28 protein-coding genes and 1 pseudogene are annotated in these 23,140 nt (G+C 37.3%); 20 read left to right on the top strand and 9 right to left on the bottom strand.

What is annotated here, in order from left to right:
* Positions 1–2 precede the first annotated feature (2 nt).
* The 4 genes from RK01_RS12175 (at position 3) to RK01_RS12190 (ending at position 3,367) form a co-directional block, all read left to right on the top strand.
* Positions 3–1,397, top strand: coding sequence for an oxaloacetate decarboxylase subunit alpha (locus RK01_RS12175; RefSeq protein WP_016173580.1), 1,395 nt, complete (start codon positions 3–5; stop codon positions 1,395–1,397).
* Between the two features lie 351 nt (positions 1,398–1,748).
* Entirely contained in the window at positions 1,749–2,204 is a 456-nt protein-coding gene (locus RK01_RS12180; protein ID WP_016173581.1) for a GNAT family N-acetyltransferase, read from the top strand.
* Positions 2,205–2,219: 15 nt separating this feature from the next.
* Positions 2,220–2,792: a GNAT family N-acetyltransferase gene (locus RK01_RS12185; RefSeq protein ID WP_016173582.1), complete on the top strand. Its 573-nt coding sequence runs from the start codon at positions 2,220–2,222 to the stop codon at positions 2,790–2,792.
* Between the two features lie 71 nt (positions 2,793–2,863).
* The gene (locus tag RK01_RS12190) at positions 2,864–3,367 is read left to right on the top strand and encodes an LURP-one-related family protein (RefSeq protein ID WP_016173583.1); all 504 of its coding nucleotides are present in this window, start codon (positions 2,864–2,866) and stop codon (positions 3,365–3,367) included.
* Between the two features lie 46 nt (positions 3,368–3,413).
* On the opposite strand, the gene RK01_RS13785 is transcribed toward RK01_RS12190, so the two are convergent.
* The gene (locus RK01_RS13785) at positions 3,414–3,578 is read right to left on the bottom strand and encodes a hypothetical protein (protein WP_016173584.1); all 165 of its coding nucleotides are present in this window, start codon (positions 3,576–3,578) and stop codon (positions 3,414–3,416) included.
* A gap of 89 nt (positions 3,579–3,667) precedes the next feature.
* On the opposite strand from RK01_RS13785, the gene RK01_RS12195 reads away from it, so the two are divergent.
* The 5 genes from RK01_RS12195 (at position 3,668) to RK01_RS12215 (ending at position 6,587) form a co-directional block, all read left to right on the top strand.
* Positions 3,668–4,327, top strand: a complete 660-nt coding sequence (locus RK01_RS12195) for a cyclic nucleotide-binding domain-containing protein (protein ID WP_016173585.1) — start codon at positions 3,668–3,670, stop codon at positions 4,325–4,327.
* Positions 4,328–4,491: 164 nt separating this feature from the next.
* Positions 4,492–5,262 carry a hypothetical protein gene (locus tag RK01_RS12200; protein ID WP_016173586.1) on the top strand — a complete coding sequence of 257 codons (771 nt, stop codon included), beginning with the start codon at positions 4,492–4,494 and terminating at the stop codon, positions 5,260–5,262.
* Between the two features lie 9 nt (positions 5,263–5,271).
* The gene (locus RK01_RS12205) at positions 5,272–5,622 is read left to right on the top strand and encodes a DUF2200 domain-containing protein (RefSeq protein WP_016173587.1); all 351 of its coding nucleotides are present in this window, start codon (positions 5,272–5,274) and stop codon (positions 5,620–5,622) included.
* A gap of 59 nt (positions 5,623–5,681) precedes the next feature.
* Positions 5,682–6,200 (top strand): P-loop NTPase family protein, encoded by a 519-nt coding sequence (locus tag RK01_RS12210; RefSeq protein WP_016173588.1) that lies wholly within the window; start codon positions 5,682–5,684, stop codon positions 6,198–6,200.
* Complete coding sequence (locus RK01_RS12215; protein WP_016173589.1) at positions 6,201–6,587, top strand: cytidine deaminase family protein; 387 nt, start codon at positions 6,201–6,203, stop codon at positions 6,585–6,587.
* A 77-nt stretch (positions 6,588–6,664) separates the two neighbouring features.
* On the opposite strand, the gene RK01_RS12220 is transcribed toward RK01_RS12215, so the two are convergent.
* Both RK01_RS12220 and RK01_RS12225 read right to left on the bottom strand, forming a co-directional pair.
* On the bottom strand, positions 6,665–7,756 hold the full coding sequence (locus tag RK01_RS12220; RefSeq protein ID WP_016173590.1) for an anti sigma factor C-terminal domain-containing protein: 1,092 nt from the start codon (positions 7,754–7,756) through the stop codon (positions 6,665–6,667).
* On the bottom strand, positions 7,737–8,246 hold the full coding sequence (locus RK01_RS12225) for an RNA polymerase sigma factor (RefSeq protein ID WP_016173591.1): 510 nt from the start codon (positions 8,244–8,246) through the stop codon (positions 7,737–7,739). Before RK01_RS12225 ends, RK01_RS12220 begins: the two co-directional genes overlap by 20 nt.
* Positions 8,247–8,438: 192 nt before the next feature.
* Here RK01_RS12225 and RK01_RS12230 point away from each other — a divergent pair, with 192 nt between their 5' ends.
* The 3 genes from RK01_RS12230 (at position 8,439) to gshAB (ending at position 12,456) form a co-directional block, all read left to right on the top strand.
* On the top strand, positions 8,439–9,464 hold the full coding sequence (locus tag RK01_RS12230; RefSeq protein ID WP_016173592.1) for a zinc-binding alcohol dehydrogenase family protein: 1,026 nt from the start codon (positions 8,439–8,441) through the stop codon (positions 9,462–9,464).
* A 387-nt stretch (positions 9,465–9,851) separates the two neighbouring features.
* Positions 9,852–10,013, top strand: coding sequence for a hypothetical protein (locus RK01_RS13790; protein ID WP_016173594.1), 162 nt, complete (start codon positions 9,852–9,854; stop codon positions 10,011–10,013).
* Positions 10,014–10,194: 181 nt separating this feature from the next.
* Positions 10,195–12,456 (top strand): bifunctional glutamate--cysteine ligase GshA/glutathione synthetase GshB, encoded by a 2,262-nt coding sequence (gene gshAB, locus RK01_RS12235; protein WP_016173596.1) that lies wholly within the window; start codon positions 10,195–10,197, stop codon positions 12,454–12,456.
* 151 nt (positions 12,457–12,607) lie between these two features.
* Here gshAB and RK01_RS12240 read toward each other — a convergent pair whose 3' ends face one another.
* Entirely contained in the window at positions 12,608–13,021 is a 414-nt protein-coding gene (locus RK01_RS12240; protein ID WP_016173597.1) for a hypothetical protein, read from the bottom strand.
* Positions 13,022–13,071: 50 nt separating this feature from the next.
* Entirely contained in the window at positions 13,072–13,521 is a 450-nt protein-coding gene (locus RK01_RS12245) for a YueI family protein (RefSeq protein WP_016173598.1), read from the bottom strand.
* Between the two features lie 200 nt (positions 13,522–13,721).
* Between RK01_RS12245 and RK01_RS13795 the strand changes: the two genes are divergently transcribed.
* The 5 genes from RK01_RS13795 to RK01_RS12265 all read left to right on the top strand — a co-directional run bounded on the left by RK01_RS13795 (position 13,722) and on the right by RK01_RS12265 (position 17,709).
* Positions 13,722–13,892: a hypothetical protein gene (locus RK01_RS13795; protein WP_016173599.1), complete on the top strand. Its 171-nt coding sequence runs from the start codon at positions 13,722–13,724 to the stop codon at positions 13,890–13,892.
* A 302-nt stretch (positions 13,893–14,194) separates the two neighbouring features.
* Positions 14,195–15,775: an amidohydrolase gene (locus tag RK01_RS12250; RefSeq protein ID WP_016173600.1), complete on the top strand. Its 1,581-nt coding sequence runs from the start codon at positions 14,195–14,197 to the stop codon at positions 15,773–15,775.
* A gap of 11 nt (positions 15,776–15,786) precedes the next feature.
* Positions 15,787–16,356, top strand: a complete 570-nt coding sequence (locus RK01_RS12255; protein ID WP_016173601.1) for a GNAT family N-acetyltransferase — start codon at positions 15,787–15,789, stop codon at positions 16,354–16,356.
* A gap of 77 nt (positions 16,357–16,433) precedes the next feature.
* Complete coding sequence (locus RK01_RS12260) at positions 16,434–16,835, top strand: iron-sulfur cluster biosynthesis family protein (protein WP_016173602.1); 402 nt, start codon at positions 16,434–16,436, stop codon at positions 16,833–16,835.
* Positions 16,813–17,709, top strand: a complete 897-nt coding sequence (locus tag RK01_RS12265) for a metallophosphoesterase (RefSeq protein WP_016173603.1) — start codon at positions 16,813–16,815, stop codon at positions 17,707–17,709. The genes RK01_RS12260 and RK01_RS12265 overlap by 23 nt, the downstream gene beginning before the upstream one ends.
* A gap of 70 nt (positions 17,710–17,779) precedes the next feature.
* On the opposite strand, the pseudogene RK01_RS12270 reads toward RK01_RS12265, so the two are convergent.
* Positions 17,780–18,511 (bottom strand): annotated as a pseudogene (locus tag RK01_RS12270) (MIP/aquaporin family protein).
* Positions 18,512–18,800: 289 nt separating this feature from the next.
* On the opposite strand from RK01_RS12270, the gene RK01_RS12275 reads away from it, so the two are divergent.
* Positions 18,801–19,073, top strand: a complete 273-nt coding sequence (locus RK01_RS12275; RefSeq protein ID WP_016173605.1) for an HU family DNA-binding protein — start codon at positions 18,801–18,803, stop codon at positions 19,071–19,073.
* An 88-nt stretch (positions 19,074–19,161) separates the two neighbouring features.
* Here the strand turns inward: RK01_RS12275 and RK01_RS12280 are convergent, their stop codons facing one another.
* From RK01_RS12280 to RK01_RS12290, 3 genes are all read right to left on the bottom strand, one after another.
* Complete coding sequence (locus RK01_RS12280; protein WP_016173606.1) at positions 19,162–20,313, bottom strand: tyrosine-type recombinase/integrase; 1,152 nt, start codon at positions 20,311–20,313, stop codon at positions 19,162–19,164.
* 97 nt (positions 20,314–20,410) lie between these two features.
* On the bottom strand, positions 20,411–21,166 hold the full coding sequence (locus RK01_RS12285) for a hypothetical protein (protein ID WP_016173607.1): 756 nt from the start codon (positions 21,164–21,166) through the stop codon (positions 20,411–20,413).
* A gap of 94 nt (positions 21,167–21,260) precedes the next feature.
* The gene (locus tag RK01_RS12290) at positions 21,261–21,983 is read right to left on the bottom strand and encodes an XRE family transcriptional regulator (protein WP_016173608.1); all 723 of its coding nucleotides are present in this window, start codon (positions 21,981–21,983) and stop codon (positions 21,261–21,263) included.
* A gap of 192 nt (positions 21,984–22,175) precedes the next feature.
* Between RK01_RS12290 and RK01_RS12295 the strand changes: the two genes are divergently transcribed.
* Positions 22,176–22,391, top strand: a complete 216-nt coding sequence (locus RK01_RS12295) for a helix-turn-helix domain-containing protein (RefSeq protein ID WP_016173609.1) — start codon at positions 22,176–22,178, stop codon at positions 22,389–22,391.
* Positions 22,388–23,131 (top strand): phage antirepressor KilAC domain-containing protein, encoded by a 744-nt coding sequence (locus tag RK01_RS12300; protein WP_016173610.1) that lies wholly within the window; start codon positions 22,388–22,390, stop codon positions 23,129–23,131. Before RK01_RS12295 ends, RK01_RS12300 begins: the two co-directional genes overlap by 4 nt.
* Positions 23,132–23,140: the final 9 nt, after the last annotated feature.

Here is a 23,140-nt window from a genome sequence, read left to right on the forward strand (position 1 = left end):
GAATGACCAAACAAATTCGTTTTATGGAAACGGTCTTGCGGGATGGGCAACAAAGTCAAATTGCAACCCGAATGTCCACAGAAGATATGTTACCAATCATCAAAACAATGGATGAAGCCGGCTTTCATTCATTGGAGATGTGGGGAGGAGCAACCTTTGATTCTTGCCTCCGTTTTTTAAATGAAGATCCATGGGAAAGATTGCGACGCATACGCAAAGAAGTAAAAAATACGAAATTACAAATGTTATTACGGGGACAAAATCTCTTGGGGTATAAAAACTATGCAGATGATGTCGTAAGAGAATTTGTGATGAAATCAGTTGAAAATGGCATTGATATTGTCCGTGTTTTCGATGCTTTAAATGATACGCGTAACTTAAAGACTGCAATTGAAGCTTGTAAAGAAGCTGGCGGACACTGCCAAACAGCCATTTCTTACACTACCAGTGATTTTCATACTGTTGATTACTTTGTCGGTTTAGCCAAAGAGATGGCAGAACTTGGTGCAGATTCGATTTGCATTAAAGACATGGCGGGCGTTTTAACACCTGCTACTGGTTTTGAATTAGTTAGTCGCATTAAAGATAGTATTGCATTACCATTAGAAGTTCATACCCATGCCACGAGTGGTATTTCTGAAATGACCTATTTAAAAGTGGCCGAAGCAGGTGCAGATATTATTGATACTGCCATTTCATCATTTTCCGGTGGGACAAGTCAACCGGCTACAGAATCTGTAGCCATTGCATTATCTGGATTAGGTTTTGACACAGGTTTGAAAATGGATAAGTTGGAAGAAATCGCCAATTATTTTAATCCAATTCGCGATCATTTCCGCAATGAAGGCGTATTAAATCCCAAAGTAAAAGATACCGAACCAAAAACTTTAATTTACCAAGTGCCAGGGGGGATGTTATCCAATCTCTTAAGTCAATTGACCGAACAAGGCAATGCTGATAAATATGATGAAGTTTTAGCTGAAGTACCAAAAGTACGGGCCGACTTAGGCTTCCCACCGCTTGTGACACCACTGTCGCAAATGGTTGGAACCCAGGCATTAATGAATATTTTAGCTGGGGAACGTTACAAGATGGTACCAAACGAAATCAAAGATTATGTGCGAGGGCTTTATGGTAAACCACCCGTTGCTATTAAAGCTGCCATTAAAGAAAAAATCATTGGGGATGAAACGGTTATTACCCAACGTCCGGCTGATTTATTAGCACCGCAACTACCAGCATTTGAAGCAGAAATTAAACAATACGCAAAATCAACAGAAGACGTATTAAGTTATGCTGTCTTTCCTCAGCAAGCTAAAGATTTCCTGGGGCGTCGTGAAGATCCATTTTATGATGTGCCTTTGCAAACTGTAAATGTAAAAATTGAAATTCAATAAGCTAGTTTAAAAAGCTGTAAAAATCAAAAAAAGATTTTTACAGCTTTTTTTGTAGGCCAAGAGATTATATGGTTTTTACAAGGGGAAGAACAATCCACTTTTCTTTATGGCTAAGACATGCAGAAAATCTTCGGGGAAAATTCAAAAATTTATTTCTGATAAAGAGTATCAAAAGCTGAATTTCTGATGTTTTCCCAGGAGCTTCCCGCTGCCTTTAGCTTTTCTTATAAGGAATAGCGAGGTGAATGTCAGAAAACTAACTTTAACTGGAATTTTCTGCTGGCTATCTTCTGAGGAATCCTTGTTATATACTAAAGTTAAGAACCAATTGTGTAAAAAAGGAGTAGAAACTTGAAGATAAATAAATTTGATATTCTCACCCCCGCCCACTGGGAGTTGTTATTAGATGCAGATCCTGCCGAAAAATTAGTCAAAGAATATACTAGTCGTAGCACATGTTTTGAACTCCGCCAAAATGATGAACTGGCAGGTGTTATTGTTTTATTACCTACTAGGCCAGAAACTGTTGAAATTATGAATTTGGCAGTTGCCAAAAATTTTCGTGGCCAAAAGCTAGCCCAAACATTGTTGCATTATGTTCTTGACTGGAGTAAGCAGTCTGGTTTTCGTAGAGTAGAAATCGGGACTGGATCAACGGGTGTGCAACAACTTTATTTGTACCAAAAATGTGGTTTTCGCATGACGCATATTGAGCATGATTTTTTCTTGCACCATTATGAAGAAGAAATTATTGAAAATGGGCTCGTTTTAAAAGATATGGTTCGTTTAGCTCAAGATTTATTTTGAAAGGAGTGAAAAGTTTTGCTAGATAAATCAATTCCTTATAAAGAAGTCTGGATGAAACGGCCGTTGCATCTTCCTGTGTCCAAACAGAGTTTACCCAGTGGTTTTTCTTTTCAATTTTATCAAATAGGCGATGAGAAGGCATGGGGTGAAATTGAAAGTAGTGTCTTAGAATTTGAGGACCAAAACGAGGCAGCGGCGTATTTTCAGCGTACTTTTGCTCCTTATCCAGAAAAATTAGCGCAGCAAATGCTTTTTGTCGTAGCACCCAATGGAGAAAAAATCGCCACTTGTACTGCCTGGCAAAAACAAATACACGCGCAGAATTATCCGTTATTTCACTGGTTGGCAGTGAAACCTGAATATCAAGGTTTGGGAGTAGCAAAAGCCTTGGTAGCCCATACATTAATGCTTTTTCAAACATTAATGAAAGAAGAGCCGACTGTTTACCTCCATACCCAGACTTGGAGCCATGATGCTATTAGCTTATATGAAAAATATGACTTTTCATTAATGAGTCATAATCTTAATGGAACAGTTAATGACGATTATCCAACGGTTGTTCAAATTTTAAATAAATTAAAAACATAAAATGTATTCGTTTTCACAATCGTTGTTTTAGCTGTACAATAAAAGAAGTAAATGGACAAGGAGGTCATGTCTTGAAAGAATTGACGCTTTTAAAAGGAAACAAAACAGAAAAAGAATATCAAGTTTTTGAAGACGAAAAAGAAGTTTATTATGTATCAGAAGTTTTAACACTACCCACTAGAAAAAGATATTACTTGTATCAAGAAGGAGGTAAAAAATTAGGAGAGATAAAACGCAAACGCTATAGTATGGGGTATGTTGATTTACCCCGCTTATTTTTAAAATTGAATGCTTATAACGAAATTAGTATTCTCAAAGATATGCAAAATTTTCGTACCAGTTATGAAATTAAAGGTGAAAAATTGGCACTAGCGGGGACTTTTTTAGGGGATAAATTTGATGTCACCAGAGGAAATGAAAAAATAGCGAGTGTCCAAGTTACTAAAGAAAACGACAATTACATTTTTACCGTTCAAGTGCTAAAAGAAAACTTGGAAATACTGATTGTAGGCTTTGTAAGCTTATTAAGCTTTGTTTATGAACATGAAAACGTTAATTTAGATCCAGTGCAATAAAAAGAGAAGTTGTTTGCTTTTTAAGTAAACAGCTTCTCTTTTTTTATTATCTACTCAAGGCATGACGTAATACTTGTTTTTGCCAAGCATTTTCGTAATGAGCCAATTGTTCATGATAGTTGCGTGTTCCTTTTTGAATCCGGACTTGCATGAATTTGATCAAGAGTAAAAATGCGGTGATGATACCAAATAAAAGAATAAATTGTAACATCTTCCTCACCTCCTGAAACTAGTTTACCGTCTTTTGGTTTTCTTCTAATAGGACATATGTCATAATGAAAAGGATTGGAGGCGGATACATTGCAAAAAAAGTTACTAAATGCAAAACAAGAACAAATTTTGACCCAGTGGAACTTGGCAAAAGATTGTTTGCGAGGATGTGAAGTATGGCAATTTGAGCAAAGAGAAACGATTATTACGCAAGGTGCATTATTAGATCGTTTACTTTTTGTATTGGGGGGCAAAGCTAAAGTCTGTACTTTAGCAGATAATGGAAAAAATTTAGTTTTGGCCTATTATATTTCAGATGGCATCATTGGGGATATGGAGTTTGCGATGAAAAAAGACGAAGCGGCTACAACCATGGTGGCACTTTCTAATTTTCAGTGTATTGCCCTTCCAATTTTGCCTAATGAAACGTATTTGCGCCAAAATAGTCTTTTTATCAACACAATGGCCAAAGGTTTAGCAGAAAAGTTACAATTAAGTTCAGAAAATTTTTTATCGGCGGCTTTTTATCCGGGGAAACAACGTTTATGTGGTTACATCTTACAGTCGGCTTATAAAAACTTCTTTACAGATAATCTAACAGATGTGGCAGCTACAATTGGGATGAGCTATCGTCATATGTTTCGCTTGCTAAATGATTTAATAACAGCAGGTGTCTTGCAAAAGGCAGAGGGGGGTTATGAAATCATTCAGCCCGCGCAATTAAAAAATTTCGCTAACGGCTATTTGTAGTGGGACATATGTCCTAGCGGTAAAAACTGTGACAACTTTATTTTTTTATTGGGATAATCCAGCTAGCCGCTGATTTTAGTGCCAAATATTGTGAAGCGCATTTATTGTTCTGTCGTCTTATTACAGCTAAAATGAAAGCAAATAAATAAAATGGGGGCGCTGTGATGAATTTAAATCTTACGCTAACACTTACTGATGAGCTTACAGAAATCAATTGGGAAAAATGGCAAAATCATTTGTATTTTGTTCCAGAAACGAAACTTTTACCAAAGGTAGACCGGGGCATTTATTTAACAACAGCAGACAAACAAATACAGACAGCCGAACTTGAAAGTAAAAAGTCAGCTAGCCAGGATATGATTGTGATTGAAGTCCCTTGGGAAATGGAGCCGGTACTTTTGCTGCAACAGCTATTAAATGTGTGGGAAGAAAATGGCTTAAAGGTGACTACTCAAAAAACAGCTGAAAAAATTCCCAGCAATCAATATGACAATTTATCCGCCTTTCAAAGTGACCTTTTTGCTGTGCTGAGTTTTTTAGGCTATCCAATGAAAAAAGTGAAAAGAAAACCTGCCAAAGCACAACATCGTTGGAATAAAAAAGTTAGTGAAGTTGTTTTTCATATTGATTATGAAGGGGCTAAAGGAAAAGCCATTTGGCGTAAGCGCAATGAACTTGTCTTGTTAAAAGGCGCAGTTTTAAAAGCAGAGGCTCCTATGAATAAAGATGGTAGTGCTGGTTTTGCTGTTCGTTTTACCAATCAATTACGGGATGAAAATGCTGATAAAATAAAAGATTTTGTGACAACAGATGAGATTGTTTTTAAAAGTGTCAACGAATTGGGCAACTTCTTATATTTCGCTGGTACTAATAGTTGGCTGGTTTTAAAAGATGATAAGGGCAATACCATTGATAGTTATACAGTGGTGAAATAGGAGAAAGAAATGTCAGAGCGTATTTTTAAAATGCCTTTTGCGAATGTTTATCCTTTATATATCAGTAAGGCAGAAAAAAAGGGACGGACAAAAGCTGAAGTGGATGAAATTATTATGTGGTTAACAGGTTTTAGTTATGAGCAATTGTTAGCTGAACTGGCCAATAAGACAGATTTTGCGACCTTTTTTGCGCATGCGCCGCAAATAAATCCTGCGGCAAATTTAATTAAAGGAGTGATCTGTGGGGTGCGGGTTGAAGAAATTGAAGACCCTCTCATGCAAAAAATTCGGTATTTAGATAAATTAATTGATGAGTTGGCCAAAGGAAAGGCATTAAAAAAAATCTTGCGTAGTAATTAGGTTGTCTTCCACAGCAATCCGTTATATCAAAAAGCACTTGCAATGAAAGAGGTAGAGAGATGAAAATTGCGATTTTAGGATATTCTGGTAGTGGGAAGTCGACTTTAGCTGCTTATTTAGGTAAGCAGTATCACACGCCTTGTTTACATTTGGATCAAATACAATTTACTGCGAATTGGCAAACACGCTCAGATGCTGCTGCTAAAGCGATGGTCACGAATTTCATGAAAAAGTCAGACTGGATTATTGAGGGCAATTATACGCGCTACTTTCAGGCTGAACGTTTAGAACAAGCAGATCAAATTATTCTATTACTTTTTCCTCGTCATGCATCCCTTTGGCGCGTATTTAAGCGCACGATACGCTACTATCATAAAACACGACCGGATATGGCCGAAAATTCTCCTGAACATTTTAGTTGGGATTTTTTTTGGTGGATTATTTGGGAAGGGCGTAGCAAATCTGTAAAAAAACATTACCAAGAAATTGGCACGCAATATTCCCAAAAGGTGGTTGTTATTCAAAACCAGCGTCAACTGGCTGAATTTTATAAATTGGCTTTACAAAGGAGTGACTAAATGGAATTTGTCGAATTAAAAAAAATAGCCCAACAGACAATAGCCCCTCGAACTACTGGCCGTAATTGTGAAGTGGGGCATGTAGCTTGTGCACTTCTAACAATGGACAATCATGTTTATACTGGTGTTTCCTTAGACTTGCCTTGTGGAATTGGTTTTTGTGCGGAACATAGTGCTGTCGCGGCTATGATTACCGCTAAAGAAAGCCAAATTAGAAAAATTGTGGCTGTCTATCAAGATGGCAGTATTTTAGCACCTTGCGGTCGGTGTCGAGAATTACTCAGCCAAGTGGATGATAATAATCTGAACTGTGAGATTTTATTAACGTCTGGTCCGGTAACACTGGAAAAATTATTACCCACAAGATGGGATGAAAATCGCTACTAAATTGAAAAAACACCCAAATCCCCAACACGGCTAAGGTCAGATTCTTACCGCTAACTGTGAAGGTTTTGGGTGTTTTTTTATTTTTCGGCAGGATAGTGAACACCAGGTAGTTGTGCGCTTTGGCTAGTAAGTGGAAAGACATCTACTTCAGTAATGTAAGCGCTTTTTATCGCTTCGTTTTGTAAGATTTTTTCTAGTTCAAAAGCTGGTAAACGTAAAGTAGCGCCATAAATTTTAATGCCATTTTTTTCCACCTCTTGTAAGATGTTTTTTAGCGTTGGTTTTTGCAGCAAATGCGTATCTTGGGCTAGAAAAATCTCATTTTCAATTAGATAGTTAAGGATTGATTTAAAATGAGTCGTTTGTCTTTTTTCTTCAGACCAGTTATTTTGTTTATCATCGACTAGAGAGCCGATTAAGAGGGGGAAATCTTGATTTAATTTTTTCTCATTGGTAATCGCGACACTAATTCCCGAAAAACTGACAGAAGGAGCATAGCCCACTACCATTGGCGCTTCATTTTTATCAACTGCCTTTTGTGGGGGGCGAACAGCTTGCCATAATGTTTCTGCACCAGTAGTGGTGATATTCAGCCAGTCTGAATAATCTGAAATGCTTTTATCTTCTTTAAATGCAAGATCGACGGTCACATAAGTACTTTTTGGTAAAGGTTTGATATTTTCCAACAAATTACTTTTGCTAAGATTACTGTCAGCTGACGCTATTTTATCTGGGTGGAATTGGCTAGCTGATGCTACTTCTTGGTTAAAAATAGGAGAGATGGGATAGAAATTATTATCGTAGTGGCACTTGTTGCGCTTTATTTCTAACCCTCTAAACCCCACTACCTTATTACTATATTTTGGACTATAAGTTTCTTTAATTTGATAGGTACCAATGCCAGTTTTATCTATTGTCAAATCACTCATCTCGTAACTGGGTAAGGTTAGTTCGTTGTAAATTTGCCGATTAAAAAGGTACTGATTGTTAGCTAAATACGCGTTTTTGCTGGTTGGATTATAAAAGAATTGGTTTAAAATTTTAGGTGCTGACCAAAATAAGCCGAGGGTTAAAAAGGCTGCAATGGTGACAAGAAGTAAATTTTTTTGCTGATTTTTTTTCTTAATATTTTTTTGGATCTTTTCAAAATCAAAATTTTGTGGTTTCATCTTGTAAAATCTCCTTTAATTTTTGTCGGCTGCGATACATTTTTATTTTGACTTGTCCCAGCGATAAATTTGTAAAAGTTGCAATCTCTTTTGTCGGCCAATCTAAAAAGTAAAATAGATAGAGTAACTCTCTTTCAGGAGCAGAAAGCAGATAAAGTGCTTGATAGAGCCTATTCTTTTTTTCACTATGTAAAAGTTGTTCCAAAGGTGAGGCTGAAGAATTTAAAATTACTTGTGACTTTGCCTGCTCAAAAGAGGTCATTTGCCACCGCTTTTTCTGACGTTGTTCGTCTAGGTAACGATTTTTAATCACTCTTAAAAGCCAAAACTTTATCATATCTTTGGTTAAGTTATCTAATGACTTGACCAGTTGATAAAAAGCTTCACTCACTAAATCTTCGGCTAATGCAGCATCTTTGGTTAGACTAAAAGCATAAAGCCAGCATTCTTTAGCGTATTGTTCATATAAAATAGCCAGTTCTGGCTTCATCTTTTTCACCCCTTCGCTTTAAAAACGTTTCTCTTACTGTTTGGTTACATAATTTCTTTAATTTTAACATTTCTTTTAACTTTTATTGGAAAGGCTATTTTGAAGGGCGCATACAGGTATAAAAACAAGATGTTTGTTACACTGATTTTAAGTAGAAACTAAAGTGATCTATTTTAAAAAGGGTGTGGAAGTATGACAGGAAAAATTGCGGCGGTGGGTTTTTATGAAGGTCTGCCAATTAATGATCCAAATAGCTTTCAAGATGTCACAGTGCCGCGTTCGCAACCTTTGTCCAATGATTTGCTAGTAGCTGTCAGAGGAGTTTCGGTAAATCCTATAGATACGAAGTTACGCCAAAAAGCTCAAAAAGCGCTCACCCCTCAAATTTTAGGTTTTGATGCTGTGGGTGAAGTAGTAGCAACAGGTGCCAATGTACATGATATTCAAATAGGTGACAGGGTCTACTATGCCGGGACAACGAAACGTGCTGGCAGCAATCAAGCCTTGCAATTAGTTGACCGCCGTATTTGTGCTTTAGCCCCTAAAACTTTGACTGATGCCCAAGCTGCTGCTATTCCCTTAACCGCTTTAACTGCTTACGAATTACTCTTTGAAAAATTCGGGTTAATTGCCAAAAAGAATGCCAATGAAGGGAAAAATATTCTCATTATTAACAGTGGCGGCGGTGTGGGATCAATGATGAGTCAATTGGCACATTGGGCTGGCTTGACTGTTTATGGCACGAGTAGTCCCGATAATTTTGAATGGTTACATTATAATCAGGTTGATTTTCCGGTTGATTATCATGGTGATCCAAAAAAAAAATTAGCGGCTAGCGGAATAGAAAAATTCGATTACATTGCGGTCCTCTATGCCATTACGCCTTATTTTGATGCAATCAGTGATTTAATTGCACCTTTAGGTCATGTAGGGACGATTGTAGAAGTGGAAGAACCCTTACCATTAGTGACTTGGAAAAATTTATCGGTCAGTTTTGATTGGGAATATGTGTTTGCTAAAACCGATTTTAATCGTGATATTGCTACTCAAGGCAGAATTTTAGCTCATGTGGCGCAATTGGTAGATAAAGGAGAACTTCACACAACGTTAACCCAAACCATTACTGGAGGTATCAATGCGGCAAATTTGAGAAAAGCTACTGCTTTAGTAGAAGCAGGCCATATGATTGGCAAGGTGGTTGTGACAGGACCTTTTTAAAAATGTTATTGTTATTTTTAAAAGATTAAAATAGGAATTCGCATTTTCTAAATTTTAACAATATGTTTTATACTATTTATATAGTAACAAGGAAATTAGTAGGGTATAGATTATTTTATAATTGTTTTACATGTTTTTTTGTGGCAGTAATTTGTGACGGGGAATTGTAATTTTTTTGTTATGTCTTGATGCTGTTTTGAATAATTGAGTAAATTTTTTTGCTTTGTGGGTGGTTTGAAAACGGAGGATTCGTCATGGAACAAAGAAAAATAATTGGGAAAATCCTACAAGTTATTCTTGCGATTATTTTAGGATTATTTGCTTATTGGGTATTAATAGTATTAACTGGTGGAACCACACTATAAAATGATAAAGCGAGGAGTAAAAATGGGGAAGGTTCAGCGATATTTTGGATTAACGTTATTAGGTTTTCTACTCGTATATTTTTATGATTTTCGTGATTGGCGTCTTTTTTTACTTTTAGGTCTCCCAGCGGCTTTGACCGGCTACTTTCTAGCCGCGCACCATCGACGCGAATTTGTTAAATAATGAAAAGGGATTCAATGTTAAAAATGCGTGTAACAGAACTATTTTTAAGAAATTTAAACAAAAATGGAATGGTTGAAAAGTTAAGTTAAAATGGGATTTTCCTTAACTTTGAGCAATTCCATTTTTTTTATGCGCTCTTTCCCATATAATGAGCTTGAAACTAACTAAAAGGAAGTCGCTTATGAAAAATATTAAACAATTATTACAGTTAGAAGCTTTGCAACCTTATATTTGGCAAGCGCGTTATGGCGTAGAAAAAGAAAGTCAACGTATTACAGCCGATGGAAAATTAGCGCAAACTAATCATCCCAATAAATTCGGAAATCGGGCTTACCATCCTTATATTCAAACGGATTTTGCAGAAACACAATTAGAATTAGTAACTCCTGTAGCAGATTCACCCCAAGAATTGATGAATTGGTTAGCTGCTATTCACGATGTGGCGTATCGTTCTTTACCAAAAGAAGAAATGATGTGGCCGCTAAGTATGCCGCCGGTTTTACCGCGAAAAGATGAAGATATTATGATTGCCAAATTGGATACTTTTGAAGATGTTTTGTATCGACGCTATTTGGCTAAAACTTATGGTAAAAGAAAACAAATGGTAAGTGGTATTCATTTTAATTTTGAATTTGGTGCGGATTTTTTACAAAATTTATTTGCGGCACAAGAACAATATGATGATTTTACTGATTTCAAAACAGCAATCTATTTGAAAGTGACCCGTAACTATTTGCGCTATCGCTGGTTTTTAACGTATTTATTTGGTGCTTCACCAACAAGTAATGAATATTATTTTGTAGAAGACAGCGCTCCGCAAGAGCCAGTACGTAGCATTCGGAATAGTCGTTTTGGTTATACCAACCACGAAGATGTACACGTTTCATATGAAAGTTTAACGCAATACCTATCAGATATCGCTCGGATGGTGGAAATTGGCAAACTTTCCGAAGAAAAAGAGTTTTATGCGCCTGTACGTTTAAGAGGAGGACAAAAAGTCTCGGATTTGGTTCAAACTGGTATTCGGTATATTGAGTTACGTAACATTGACTTAAATCCCTTTGCTCCTTTTGGGATTAATCAAGAACAAATTGAGTTTTTACACGCGTTTATGTTGTATATGTTTTATTTGCCCGAAGAGGAATCAGCGGATGATTGGGTAGCCCACGGGGATGCCATCAACGATTTTGTAGCTTTAGAAAGACCTGATCGTGTGACTGACTATGTAGAAGAAGGTATGGATCTTGTCGCAGGTTTAAAAGAAATGGCTTATAACTTAAAATTACCGCTAGCAGATACTTTCTTTGATTTTGCCCAAAGTGCTTTTGAAGATCCTAGTCAAACACTGGCAGCTCGTTTGTATGCGGCTACTAAAAAGGACACGACCACTTGGGCTGCGGCTGTTGCTAAAGAAAATCAGGCGCACGCGTGGCTGAAACCTTATCAATTAGCCGGGTTTACTAAAATGGAATTATCCACCCAGATTTTAATGTTTGATGCGATTCAAAAAGGTGTACAGGTGGTCGTTTTAGATGAAGAAGATCAATTCTTGCAACTACGTTTTGCCGGTCGGACAGAATATGTGAAGAACGCTAATATGACCAGTAAGGACAGCTACGTTGTGCCTTTGATTATGGCGAATAAAACAGTCACTAAAAAAGTTTTGGCAAACGCCGGTTTTCGCGTGCCAGAAGGATTAGAATTTGCAGATATGGAAACCGCTATTAAGGCTTACCCAAAATTTTCAAAAAGTGGATTTGTAGTAAAACCCAAATCGACTAACTATGGTTTAGGGATCTCGATTTTTAAACATGGCGCCAGTCTAGCTGATTTTAAAGAAGCTTTAGCAATTGCATTTGCTGAAGATACTGCTGTTTTGGTGGAAGAATTTATGATTGGGACAGAATATCGCTTTTTTGTTTTAGATGGAGTAGTTCAAGCAATTTTATTGCGTGTACCAGCTAATATTGTAGGTGACGGGCAACATACGATTACAGAGTTAGTAGCTGCAAAAAATGAAGATCCGTTGCGGGGCAGCCACCACCGTGCACCTTTAGAACTCATACAATTAGGCGAAATTGAAAAATTAATGCTAAAAGAACAAGGTTATACCACGCAAAGTGTACCCGCTGCAGGTGTGACAGTTTATCTACGGGAAAATTCCAACGTCAGCACCGGGGGCGATTCGATTGATGTGACTGATGAATTTTCAGAAGATTATAAGGAAGTGGCAGCAAAAGCAGTAACAGCTTTAGGAGCAAAAATTTCTGGGATAGACTTAATTATTCCCGATAAAACGCAACCTGCTACTGCGCCAAAAGCTTATGGGATTATTGAGGCGAATTTTAATCCGGCCATGCATATGCATGTTTATCCTTTTAGCGGTAAGAGTCGGCGACTAACAATGGCTGTATTAAAATTTTTATATCCGGAAATAAACTAATTTGTTGTAGAGAATTTTTCTCGAGGAGTAGCTGCGTGTGCTAGACATAAAAGTATACCGGCATTATTTCTTGTAAAAATCCTATAACCTTTTTATAGATAAAAAGCAGGGGCTGTGCCGTTTTTTGGCACAGCTCCTGCTTTTATGGTATTTAATATTCAAAACTTTTTATTTCAATTGTTTGCTTGGTTTCTTCAACTTTTAAACCAGTCGTATCCTCCCACCAAGTTTTCATTTCTTTTTCGTAGGTGGTGGGGAATGCATCGACAATTTCCAGTAGACTTTTGTTATTAATTTTGGCATAGGGAAAATTTAAAGTCAGATTATATTTTAATTCTGTTAGCAGGCTATAATATTGAAACATCAAGTAATTCATTTCTTCTGTATCATCACAAGCTAAAACTTTTGGCGCGCGATCCAACATGAAGCCAAAACTACGCATCATAAACATAATGCCATCTAAATGGTCAGGTTGAATATAAGAAGCGTCTTTTAAAATGTCGATATGGGTATCAAGTGCTACCAATAATTCCGTCTTTAAAGCAGTGTAATCTGGTTGTGTCATAACAATCCCTCCTCAGGTCCGCAAATAAAAATAATGACATGCCACTATCTCTAGTGGAATAAGCGATCAAAGAAACCGTGTTTTTTCTCGGGTTCTTTTTTCTCGGTTGTTTTTGTTTCTTCTGGATATTTCTTTTCCACGTCAATTACGGGTTCATTGACGGCTTCTTTGGCGACTAAAAGTAGCCCAAAACTATCTGGATTGGCATCCACAAAGTCATTTACTACGGTAAATTTTGCATGATTTTTAGTGGCAAGTTGAATATATTCAGCTTGTAAACTCTCTGACATTTGACCGTTTAAAAGAACTGTAGCATCTTCATGTTTTTTTAATTCCGTTAAAAAATTGTCTTTGTCAGTGTCACTTTTCATTTGTGCAATCGTCATACTTAAATAACAGCGCTCGCGAAATGTGCCCATGTATTTATGCTGTTCATCAGGATTAACTAACGGCGTACCATAGCGGCCTTTGTCTAAATGCTGTTGTAATTCGTCTGTCATGTCGTTTCCCCCAATAATTCTGATAAACCAATTATAGCATTTTTGGATAAAAAGGTAAGAAAATGCTTGCATTCTTGATTTAGCAATTATTTTTATAAAAATGTTTTTTTCCGAAAATGGAAAAGGTATAATGTTTACGGTTGAGTCAAAGAAATATCACTAAAAAACTATAAATAATAAAGAGAAAGAAGGTTATTATTTTGGCGAGCTCTGGAGAAAAATTATTACTGCCCTTAATTATTTTATTTTTGTTAGTCAGTACATATATCGACAATCTTTCGTTGTTTCAAATCGTTGGATTCGTTATTTTAGCCCTACTTTTACCGGTTGGGGCAAAATTTTTAAAAGCACGCCAAATGGAGCGTTCATAGGAATATTTAGAAAAACACCTCTACAAAGAAAGTAGTCGTGTTTTTTTTTTGTAAAAAATTATAGGATTTTAACACGTGGTGATGCCGATACGCTAAGGATATTGGAGGATAGTTTCGCAATTGAACTCTCTACGACAATAAGCTGAAATTCCCAGAACAACTTATTAAAATTCCATCTTATTACTTGAGAGATAAGCGGGGCCGTTCAAATTTTCTTAGGCTTTGTAAAAAAATGAGTACAAAAAGCTTTTCTTTTCCTTCTGTACTATAATAAAAAGAAAAAGGACGAAGAAGGGATTTTTGTGAAACGCATTTTAGTAAATGGTAAAATTTTTACCGGTGAAAAATTTGTCTCGGCATTGGAAATAACCGATGATAAAGTTAGTTGGTTAGGTGATAGTCAAGATGCACGTTTGCGAAATGTGGATGAAGTAGTTGATTTAAACGGACGTTTAACGATGCCCAGTTTTTGGGATGTTCATACTCACCCGTTGTGGATTTCAGAAACTTTGGGTAGTGTTGCATGTACACCTCCAAATGTTGCGAGTATTGAAGAGATGATTACCGCTTTGAGAAATTCGCCGCAAGTAGGCAAAAAAGATGCGTGGATCGAAGGTTGGGGGTATGATGAATCAAAACTTGCCGAGGGCCGAACGCCAACAATTCACGATTTAGATCAAGTTTCCACAACGCAACCAGTTTATGTTTTACGCTCGGATTGTCATTCTTGTGCGGTTAATTCTGTAGCCTTGAAACTAGCTGGAATAAAAAAAGAAACGCCTGATCCTTTTGGGGGAATGATTGGTCATTTTGAAAATGGTGAGCCCAATGGGGTGATGTTGGAAAATGGGGCTAGCAAATTGATTAAAGCAGTCAAAGAAAACGACACTTTTGAAAACGTCGTGAACCAAACGATGAAGTTAGCTAAGCACTATCGCACTCGTGGTATTGGCGTAATTAGCGATATGATTAGTTTAGTTGCCCCCTATGATTATGCGGAAATTTATTCAGAAGCTGCACGTCGCGGCTTGGCCCAAGAAGTCTATTTGTATTATTCTATCGATGAAATTAAGCGACTGCATTTGACCCAACTTCCTCGTCCAAATCATCCACATGTGCATGTGGCAGGAATCAAATTATTTATGGATGGGACAATCTCCAATCAAACCGCGCGTGTTAAAAAGCCTTATAAAAATTCTGATAGCACCGGTTTTGCTATCAATACGGCAGCAGATTTAAAGTTTGCTTATGAATTTGCTAAGAATAATGACTGTCAAATTGCTATTCATGCGATGGGAGATGCGGCCATTCAATTAATTTTGGATACGTATGGAGAGCTGGAACCGTGGTTAACAAATCGCCCCTCTGTCAGGATTGAACATGCTACCTTATTAGAGGATAAAACGTTAGCGGCGTTTCATGCAGCTAAAATGAACTTTGCATTTGTAACACAAATTATTTTCTTATATGCAGAATATGCTTCTTATTCCCAAAACTTAGAGGAGAAACGCTTGAAGGAATGTTATCCGCTGGCTTCGATGTTAAAAAGCGGAGTTCCGACGGCATTATCTTCAGATGCACCGGCTACAGCTTGGATAAAACCAGATGATGTTTTTGCTAGTCTTGCGGCAGCTGTGACTAGAATTGGAGCAAATAGCGAAGATTTAAATTCTAAAGAAGCAATTGATTTGGTCACTGCCTTTAAGCTGTATACTAAGGCTGCCGCTGCTATGGTACCAACAGAAAAGACAGCGACATTAAACAGTGGCCAAAGTGCCGATATCATTGTCCTTTCACAAGATTTGTTTACTACTAATCCGAAAAAATGGCAGGAAACCACAATTGAAAGAATGTACTTAAAAGGACAAGAAATTATCAAATAAAGAGGTGTAATATGGAAGAAATCGTTAATATTCCTTTAGCGTTTGCAGAAAATACAGTATTGGAAACCACGCGTTTACACTTACGACCACTTAAAATTACCGATGCTCAGGATATGTATGAATACGCAAGTGATGAAGAGACAACACGTTATGTTTTTCAACAACATCGCAGTTTAGATGATACTAAGTTTGCAATTGCCAATTATTTTATGGCAGAACCTTTAGGAAAGTATGCTATTGAAGAAAAAAAGAGCGGTAAAATGATTGGAACGATTGATTTGCGGGTGGAGTCTAATTACGGTCGGGGTGAAATTGGCTATACTTTAAATAAAGCTTACTGGGGACAGGGGATTATGCCAGAAGCAGCGTTTGCTTTGTTGGCTTTAGGGTTTGATAAGATGAAATTAGTTTCCATTGGTGCCTATCATAATTTAGAAAATAGAAAATCAGGGCGCGTGATGGAAAAACTTGGCATGAAAAAAGTTACAGAAATAAAAAGTAGTCGTTTATGGAAAGGTGTGCTCATTGACGAGGGCTTCTATATGATGACTGCTGCTGATTGGCAGAAACGAGTGATGTAACATGAGCGAGTTGATAGGGGTTTTCTTGAAAATTGGCGCTTATGTAGGAACACTTTGATTGGAAAGGAATGGATAAAATGAAACTTTCAATTGAGACAGAAGTAGTCGAATTAATTCGTAGTAAAATGCAAGCCGGAGATGTCGTCTACTTAGATTTTGAAGATGGCGATGGCCCTTTTGCCAATACTGGATTGAGTTGCCGTTTAGACTTAAGTTTTCGCATCATTCTTACACCAACAGATTATCCAACAAAAGGGCTGGAAGTTTATGATGAAACTTTAGTAACAGCAGTCGGACCAATAAAAATGAAAAAAAGTTCGGAACTTTATTTAGAAGAAGAAACACGATTAGTAGAAAATAAAGCGATGCATACGCTGCAATTAAAAGGAAATAGCGGCATTTTGGCGAATAATATTCCGATTTTACGCATTGATAAAGTGATAGCAGGTGGTAATAGTGGGAAAATTAGCGGTTGTTAGTGATCTTCATGCCGATATTAATCGTTTTACGACCGAAGATATTGCCCAACTCGTCACAGTTTTACAAGAAAAAAAGGTTGATCGACTGCATTTTGCTGGGGACTTAGCCAATAAAGTTGAACGAGCGATGGCGATTGTCGCGTATTTTGAACAATACTTTCCCACTACCTTTAATTGGGGAAATCATGAAATGGCAGATCTTGCCCCAGAGCAGATTGAAGACTATCCTAATCCGGCTTTTTTGAATCAAAAAGCGTTGGCGCTGAATCATACCACTGTTTTAGTCGGTTATAACGGTTGGTATGATTATCGCTTTTCTACTTTGGAGGATGAAGAAAAGATTAAAGCCGTTAAACAATTGTATTGGTATGACCGTGTCATTAAAAGAAACGACAGTGATCCAAATGTTGATTCGCAATTACGCAAGCGTTTAAAAATTTTATTGGATGCGTTACAAAAAGAGGGAAAACAAGTGATTTTAGCCACGCATTTTGTCCCCAAAAAAGAATTTATTGTCTATCAGACTGCTCCAAAATTGAAAAGGTGGAATGAGTTAAACGCCTTTTTGGGTTCAGAAGAATTAGGAGAACTGTTGGATCGCTATGATAATATTAAGCAGGTAGTCTTCGGTCATACCCATCGTCGCTTTGACGATCAAAAAATCAAAGGAACTTGGTATAGTTGTCATCCTTTTGGGTATTTCTTTGAATGGCAATTAACGCGAAATTTCGTTTTGGAAAATAAGTTAGTCGAAGAATACAATCCAATGAAGTTGCGAGGTATATTAAAGGCTCACGAAGCGCAATTTAAAGATTACCAAAAGCAACATTTAAAAAGTGAGTTTGAACAAGCGCTCACCATTATTGATTATTAAAAAAAGTTATGGCAAACGTTTTTTAGACGTTTGCCATAACTTTTATTTTAAATCTTTTTAGACAACTTTTTTATAAGAATAATCCTTTATAAAATAAAATGGCTACAATACTTGCTAAAATTGGGGCTAAAACTGGTACCTAAGCATAGTCCCATTGAGAAGAACCTTTATATTTTAAAGGTAAGATGCTGTGGAGAATCCGTGGCCCTAAATCACGAGCGGGGTTTAAACCAGGTCCGGTTGGTCCCCCTAATGATGCGACTAAAGTCCAAACGAGAAAACCCAAAGCAAAGTGAGCAGTTCCCAAATTGTCTTGGAAAAATGGCGCTTTGGTAATCCCAATGGCACCAAAGAACAAAATGAAAGAACCGAAAAATTCATTTACAAAACCATTTAATTTTGAGCCCACACTATTAATAGTTGAGAATGTTCCAAGTACGTGATTAGTGTCTTCTGTTTGATCGTAGTAAGGTTTGTAACACGCTACGACAATTAATTGTCCCACAATGGCACCGAGCATTTGGGCGACGATATAAGGTAAAACTTCGCTCCAAGGAAACATACCAGCAACAGCTAAACCAATTGAAAAAGCAGGGTTGATGTGATTGCCGCTAATTGAGCCAAACATCATGGCAGGAATCATTACCCCACACCCATAACCTACAGCAATTAACATCCAGTCGCTACCGTAACCTTTTGTTCCTTTCAAGTCGACGTTTGCTACCGCGCCGTTACCTAGCATAATTAAAAAAGCTGTACCGACAAATTCGGCTGCTAGGCGTGTCATTAGTGAATAATCCAAATAAAAAACCTCCTCAAATTTTTGTTTGAGTCTAAAATAAGTGCAAAAAAATAAGGCTAAAAAACTCAAACATTACTATAAAAACAGATTTTAGTTAAAAAGACAAATGATAACACTTTTGATAATTTCAGAAAAAATGCTGTTACATAAATATTAAAAGTATTACAATTATTTTAATAGTAATCATAGAAAGTGTTTTCTATTGCGCCATAACAGGCATTTTGCTAGAATAAAAGATAAGGATTACTTCATATCCTAATTATTTTATTCCGAGTAGGAGGAATTATTAATGAACAAAGCAGATTTAATTTCAGCTGTGGCTGAAAAATCAGGGGTTACTAAAAAAGACGCTACTGCTGTATTGGCTGCCATCATCGATACTGTTGAAACAACGCTTAAATCAGAAGACAGTGTACAAATCATGGGCTTTGGTACTTTTGAAACACGTAAACGTGCTGCACGTAAAGGCCGCAACCCACAAACTGGGGAAGAAATCGAAATTCCAGCATCCGTTACACCAGCTTTCAAACCTGGTAAACAATTAAAAGACGCTGTAAAATAAAACAGCTTTAGGAAGCCTGTAATACCGGGCTTCCTTCTTTATTTATCATCAATACATAATCTAAAAGGGGCAATAAAGGGGCAATTCGTCAAAGCCCTATCTCTGTCAGCTTGGATGTAATGTCTGCTTTCATCCGTTTGGTGACGTGAGTATAGATTTTAGTTGTGATGTCAGAATCTTCGTGGCCCACGCGTTCCATGATTGCTACCAACGGTACACCTTTTTCTGCTAGCAGCGAGACGTGCGTGTGGCGGAAGATGTGAGAAGTGAGTGTTTTATGACCTAATCCCACACGATTACCCGCCTTTTCTAAAGCACGATTAAATGATGAGTATATCATTGGTGTGCCGTTTTTGGTGACAAATACATACTCACCTGGCAAGTAGCCGTTGCGTGTCAGACTGTCTAATTTATTTTCGTCGATAGATCTCTCTACTAGTTTAATACATCTTTGTGTCAGGTTGATTGTCCGATTACTCATCAGTGTTTTTGGTGGGCCTTTCCTAGCTGCACGAAATCCGCTTCCGTAATCTATTGTTCCGGTGATAGATGCGCTAGAAAAGTCTTCGCTAAAGTCTTCCGGCGTCAATATGACGGCTTCTCCTATTCGGCAGCCCGTTAAATACATAAATTCTGCAAGCCTACCCACACGATAGGTAGAGGGCCTGCGGTAGAGTTCTTTAATTAGTTTTTCAGCCTCGTCTTTTTCTAAGTATTTATTTTCAATTTTTTCCCGAGCTGCATCATCTTTTTTTGAGTAGGAAATTTGTACTTTATCAAGAGGGTTTTCTTTAATATAACCCATACGATACGCATATTTAAACACGCTATTTAGTTGAGACTTGATACTTGATACATAATCATTTGAGTAGTCTAAGCCATCAAAAAAAGTTTGAAAGAGTTTAGTATCTGCGTTTTTCGCTAAAGTATCTTTGTCGATTTTCTTAAAGATAACCTTCTGTTGGGCCTTGTATGCACGTATAGTAGAGGGCCGTATCCGATGCACTTTTTGATGGTGACTAAACCACTCTTCCACAAGATTGTGGAGGTTGATATCGGACAAGGTGGCCGTCTCTTCGGCTTTGCCAATTTTCTCATCAAGTAATTTCTGCGCCTTTTTCTGAGCTTGCTTGCTGTCGCTGGTCAAGATTATCGACTTCCGCTTATACTTTTCGGTGTACGGGTCTTTGTAACGCTCAATATATTTAAACCTGCCGTCTGGCAATGTTTCCATCCACATTGTAATCAACTCCTATTATTTGATATAATAGGCATAGTAAATAAGCTATGCAGTTTATTGCTTAGCACGCCATTCTGTGAGGGGAGGGCGTGTATTTTTATTTAACTTTTAACTCCATAGAACCGTTTAATTTTTGTGAGGCTAGCGCTTCGCCATCAGCTGTTTTTATAAACAACATTGGATATTGACTGTAATCAACATTATTCATCGCTGCCCACACGTTAAACGCTTCGTGCTCCTTAGCTTGCATACCGTCTGCGAATTCTTGTAAGTCAGCTTTTTCATAGTATTTGTATTCGTTTGGCACGTCAATATATAGCATGTTATCGTGATTGTAAAAGGTATACGTGCTGATATCTACATTTTTATCTGTTAAATCTGTTTTTAAATAATCAATAAAGTTAGGCATTTGTTCTTCGGTAATTTTTGGCAGAGAGTCGCTAGATTGGGATGTTGATGGTTCTGTGCTAACCTCAGAAGCTGGTTCAGAGGATGAAGCTTGTAAAGCTTTTTCATATTTTGCTGTATCAAATTTCAACTTGATTGTTTGCTCGTCGTTCATATATTTAGCAACTAAATCCGCGCTATCCACAACATCACCCATTTGGATAGTGTGAGTAAAGTTTCCATCACTGTCAGCAACAATTGGCATTGCATTACCTGCAACAGTAATTATTGTCCCGGCGTTAGCCATAGTTCCTTCAATTACAAAAGTTCCATCTTCTTTAACTGGAATTTCAGTAGTTTTTAAATCGACGAGAGATTCCTTTTTGCTGTCATCTTTACTACTACCGCAGGAAGCAAGTATAAAAACAGCTCCAACTGCCAAAACTAAACTAACTAACTTTTTCATTCTATTTCCCTCATTTCTGGTATAATAATTTCACGTAGCAAACATCTTAAAAACCAACCCTAGCCGGAGCGCCAACTCCGACTGGGGTATTTTTTTACATAATCACACGACCAATGACAAATAGATTGTCGCATTCATCAGCGTAAAAATCAGGGTAGAGGCGTTTGCCATCCTTATCAGTATCAACATTTAGTGATACCATTCTCATTCGTTTACCTTCGATATAAATCTTTTTGATAAAGGCTTCATCGTTGATTTCAATCGCTGCAATCTGTCCGTTAAACACGTCTTGCGTTTCATTGACAAAGACCACTTCGCCGTCTTCAAACATTGGTTCCATCGAATCTCCCGACACCACGAACGCCATATCATACTTAGATGGGGCGCTATCAACTTCCACAGTTTCGATGACTGATTTATCATTATAGGCACCGCCGCCGGCTGATAATCTTCCGTAGATGTCTACCGTTTTCGGCTCGCGTCGTTTGAGCGGTACTATCTTACCAGCGTCAGCTACGCCATATTTTTGCTCTCTTAATTGACGATCAGCAAAGTTGTAAACTTTCGCTTGGCGCTTTTGATCTAACTGATTATAGATGGTGGAGATTGATTGAGTATTATCCAAACTCATTAAATCTTCTGCTTTCATGTTTAAACCATCGGCAATTTTGATAACATTTTCTACTTTGGCATTCATCACGCCACGCTGTAGGATTGAACGAACTGTTGTGTACGGTAAATCTATTTTTTCAGCGAAAGTTTTTACGTTCCCGAACTTAACTTCTATTATTTCTTTCAAATTATCTTCTATATTCATCGTGCTACCTCCTTCCATGAATCTATTGTAACATACGATTTTTCGTATATCAATCAAAACAATTATAAAAAATATGAATTTTCGTATTGACTCGATACGAATTTTCGCATATACTTAAATCAAGGCAAGCGACATTGCCTTAAAAAAATATCTCAAGATACGAATTTTCGTATCGAAAGAAGGTGAGGATAAATGTTGAACAATTTAGAAGAAGTTAGAAAAGAAAAAAATGTTTCGTTGGTAGATATGGCTGATTTGTTAGGCGTCAAATATCAAACGGTTCGCGAAAAAATAAGTGGCGATTCAGATTTTAAATTTGGAGAGGCTCTGGCTATTCAAGAGACGTTCTTCCCGGAATATGAAATCAAGTTCCTATTTACTCGAAAAAAAGAGGAGGTTAACCAATGAAAACACAAAAATTTGAAAATAATCTATTTGAATTAGAAGTTAAGACGGAAAATGGCGAATCGTTGTTTAATGCTGAAACAGTAGCAAGAAGTTTGGGGTTTGTGGAAACAAAAAACGGCAAAGAATATGTTCGGTGGAGAACTGTTAACGGATATTTAAAAAAATACCTTTCGCAAGAAGTTGCGAAAAACGACTTTATCAGTGAGCCGATGGTATACAAGTTAGCTTTTAAAGCGAACAATGCTTTAGCTGAAAAGTTTCAAGATTGGTTAGCTAGCGAAGTCCTACCTCAAATCCGAAAGCACGGCATGTACGCAACAGATGAACTACTAAACAATCCAGACTTGCTGATCGAGGTAGCAACGAAGCTCAAAGAAGAACGTACGTTGCGATTGGTTGCCGAACAAAAGGTAGCTGAAATGCAGCCAAAGGTAAATTATCACGACATTATCCTAGCAAATAAAAGTGTTACGCCAATCAGTTTTATCGCTAAAAACTATGGTATGAGCGCAAGGCAAATGAACAAGTTGCTGCATGATTTTGGTATCCAATACCGACAAGGTAAGGCGTGGCTGCTGTATGCGAAGTATCAAAACGAAGGATACACACATATCGAAATGGTGCCAGTACAAGGAACGGACAATTTAAAACCAATTATGAAATGGACGCAAAAAGGGCATTTGTTCCTATACAACTTTTTGAAAGAACACGACATTTTGCCAAATATCGAATTGTTTTAAAGGAGGATC

Source organism: Enterococcus dispar ATCC 51266 (genome assembly GCF_000406945.1).
Classification (GTDB): domain Bacteria; phylum Bacillota; class Bacilli; order Lactobacillales; family Enterococcaceae; genus Enterococcus_C; species Enterococcus_C dispar.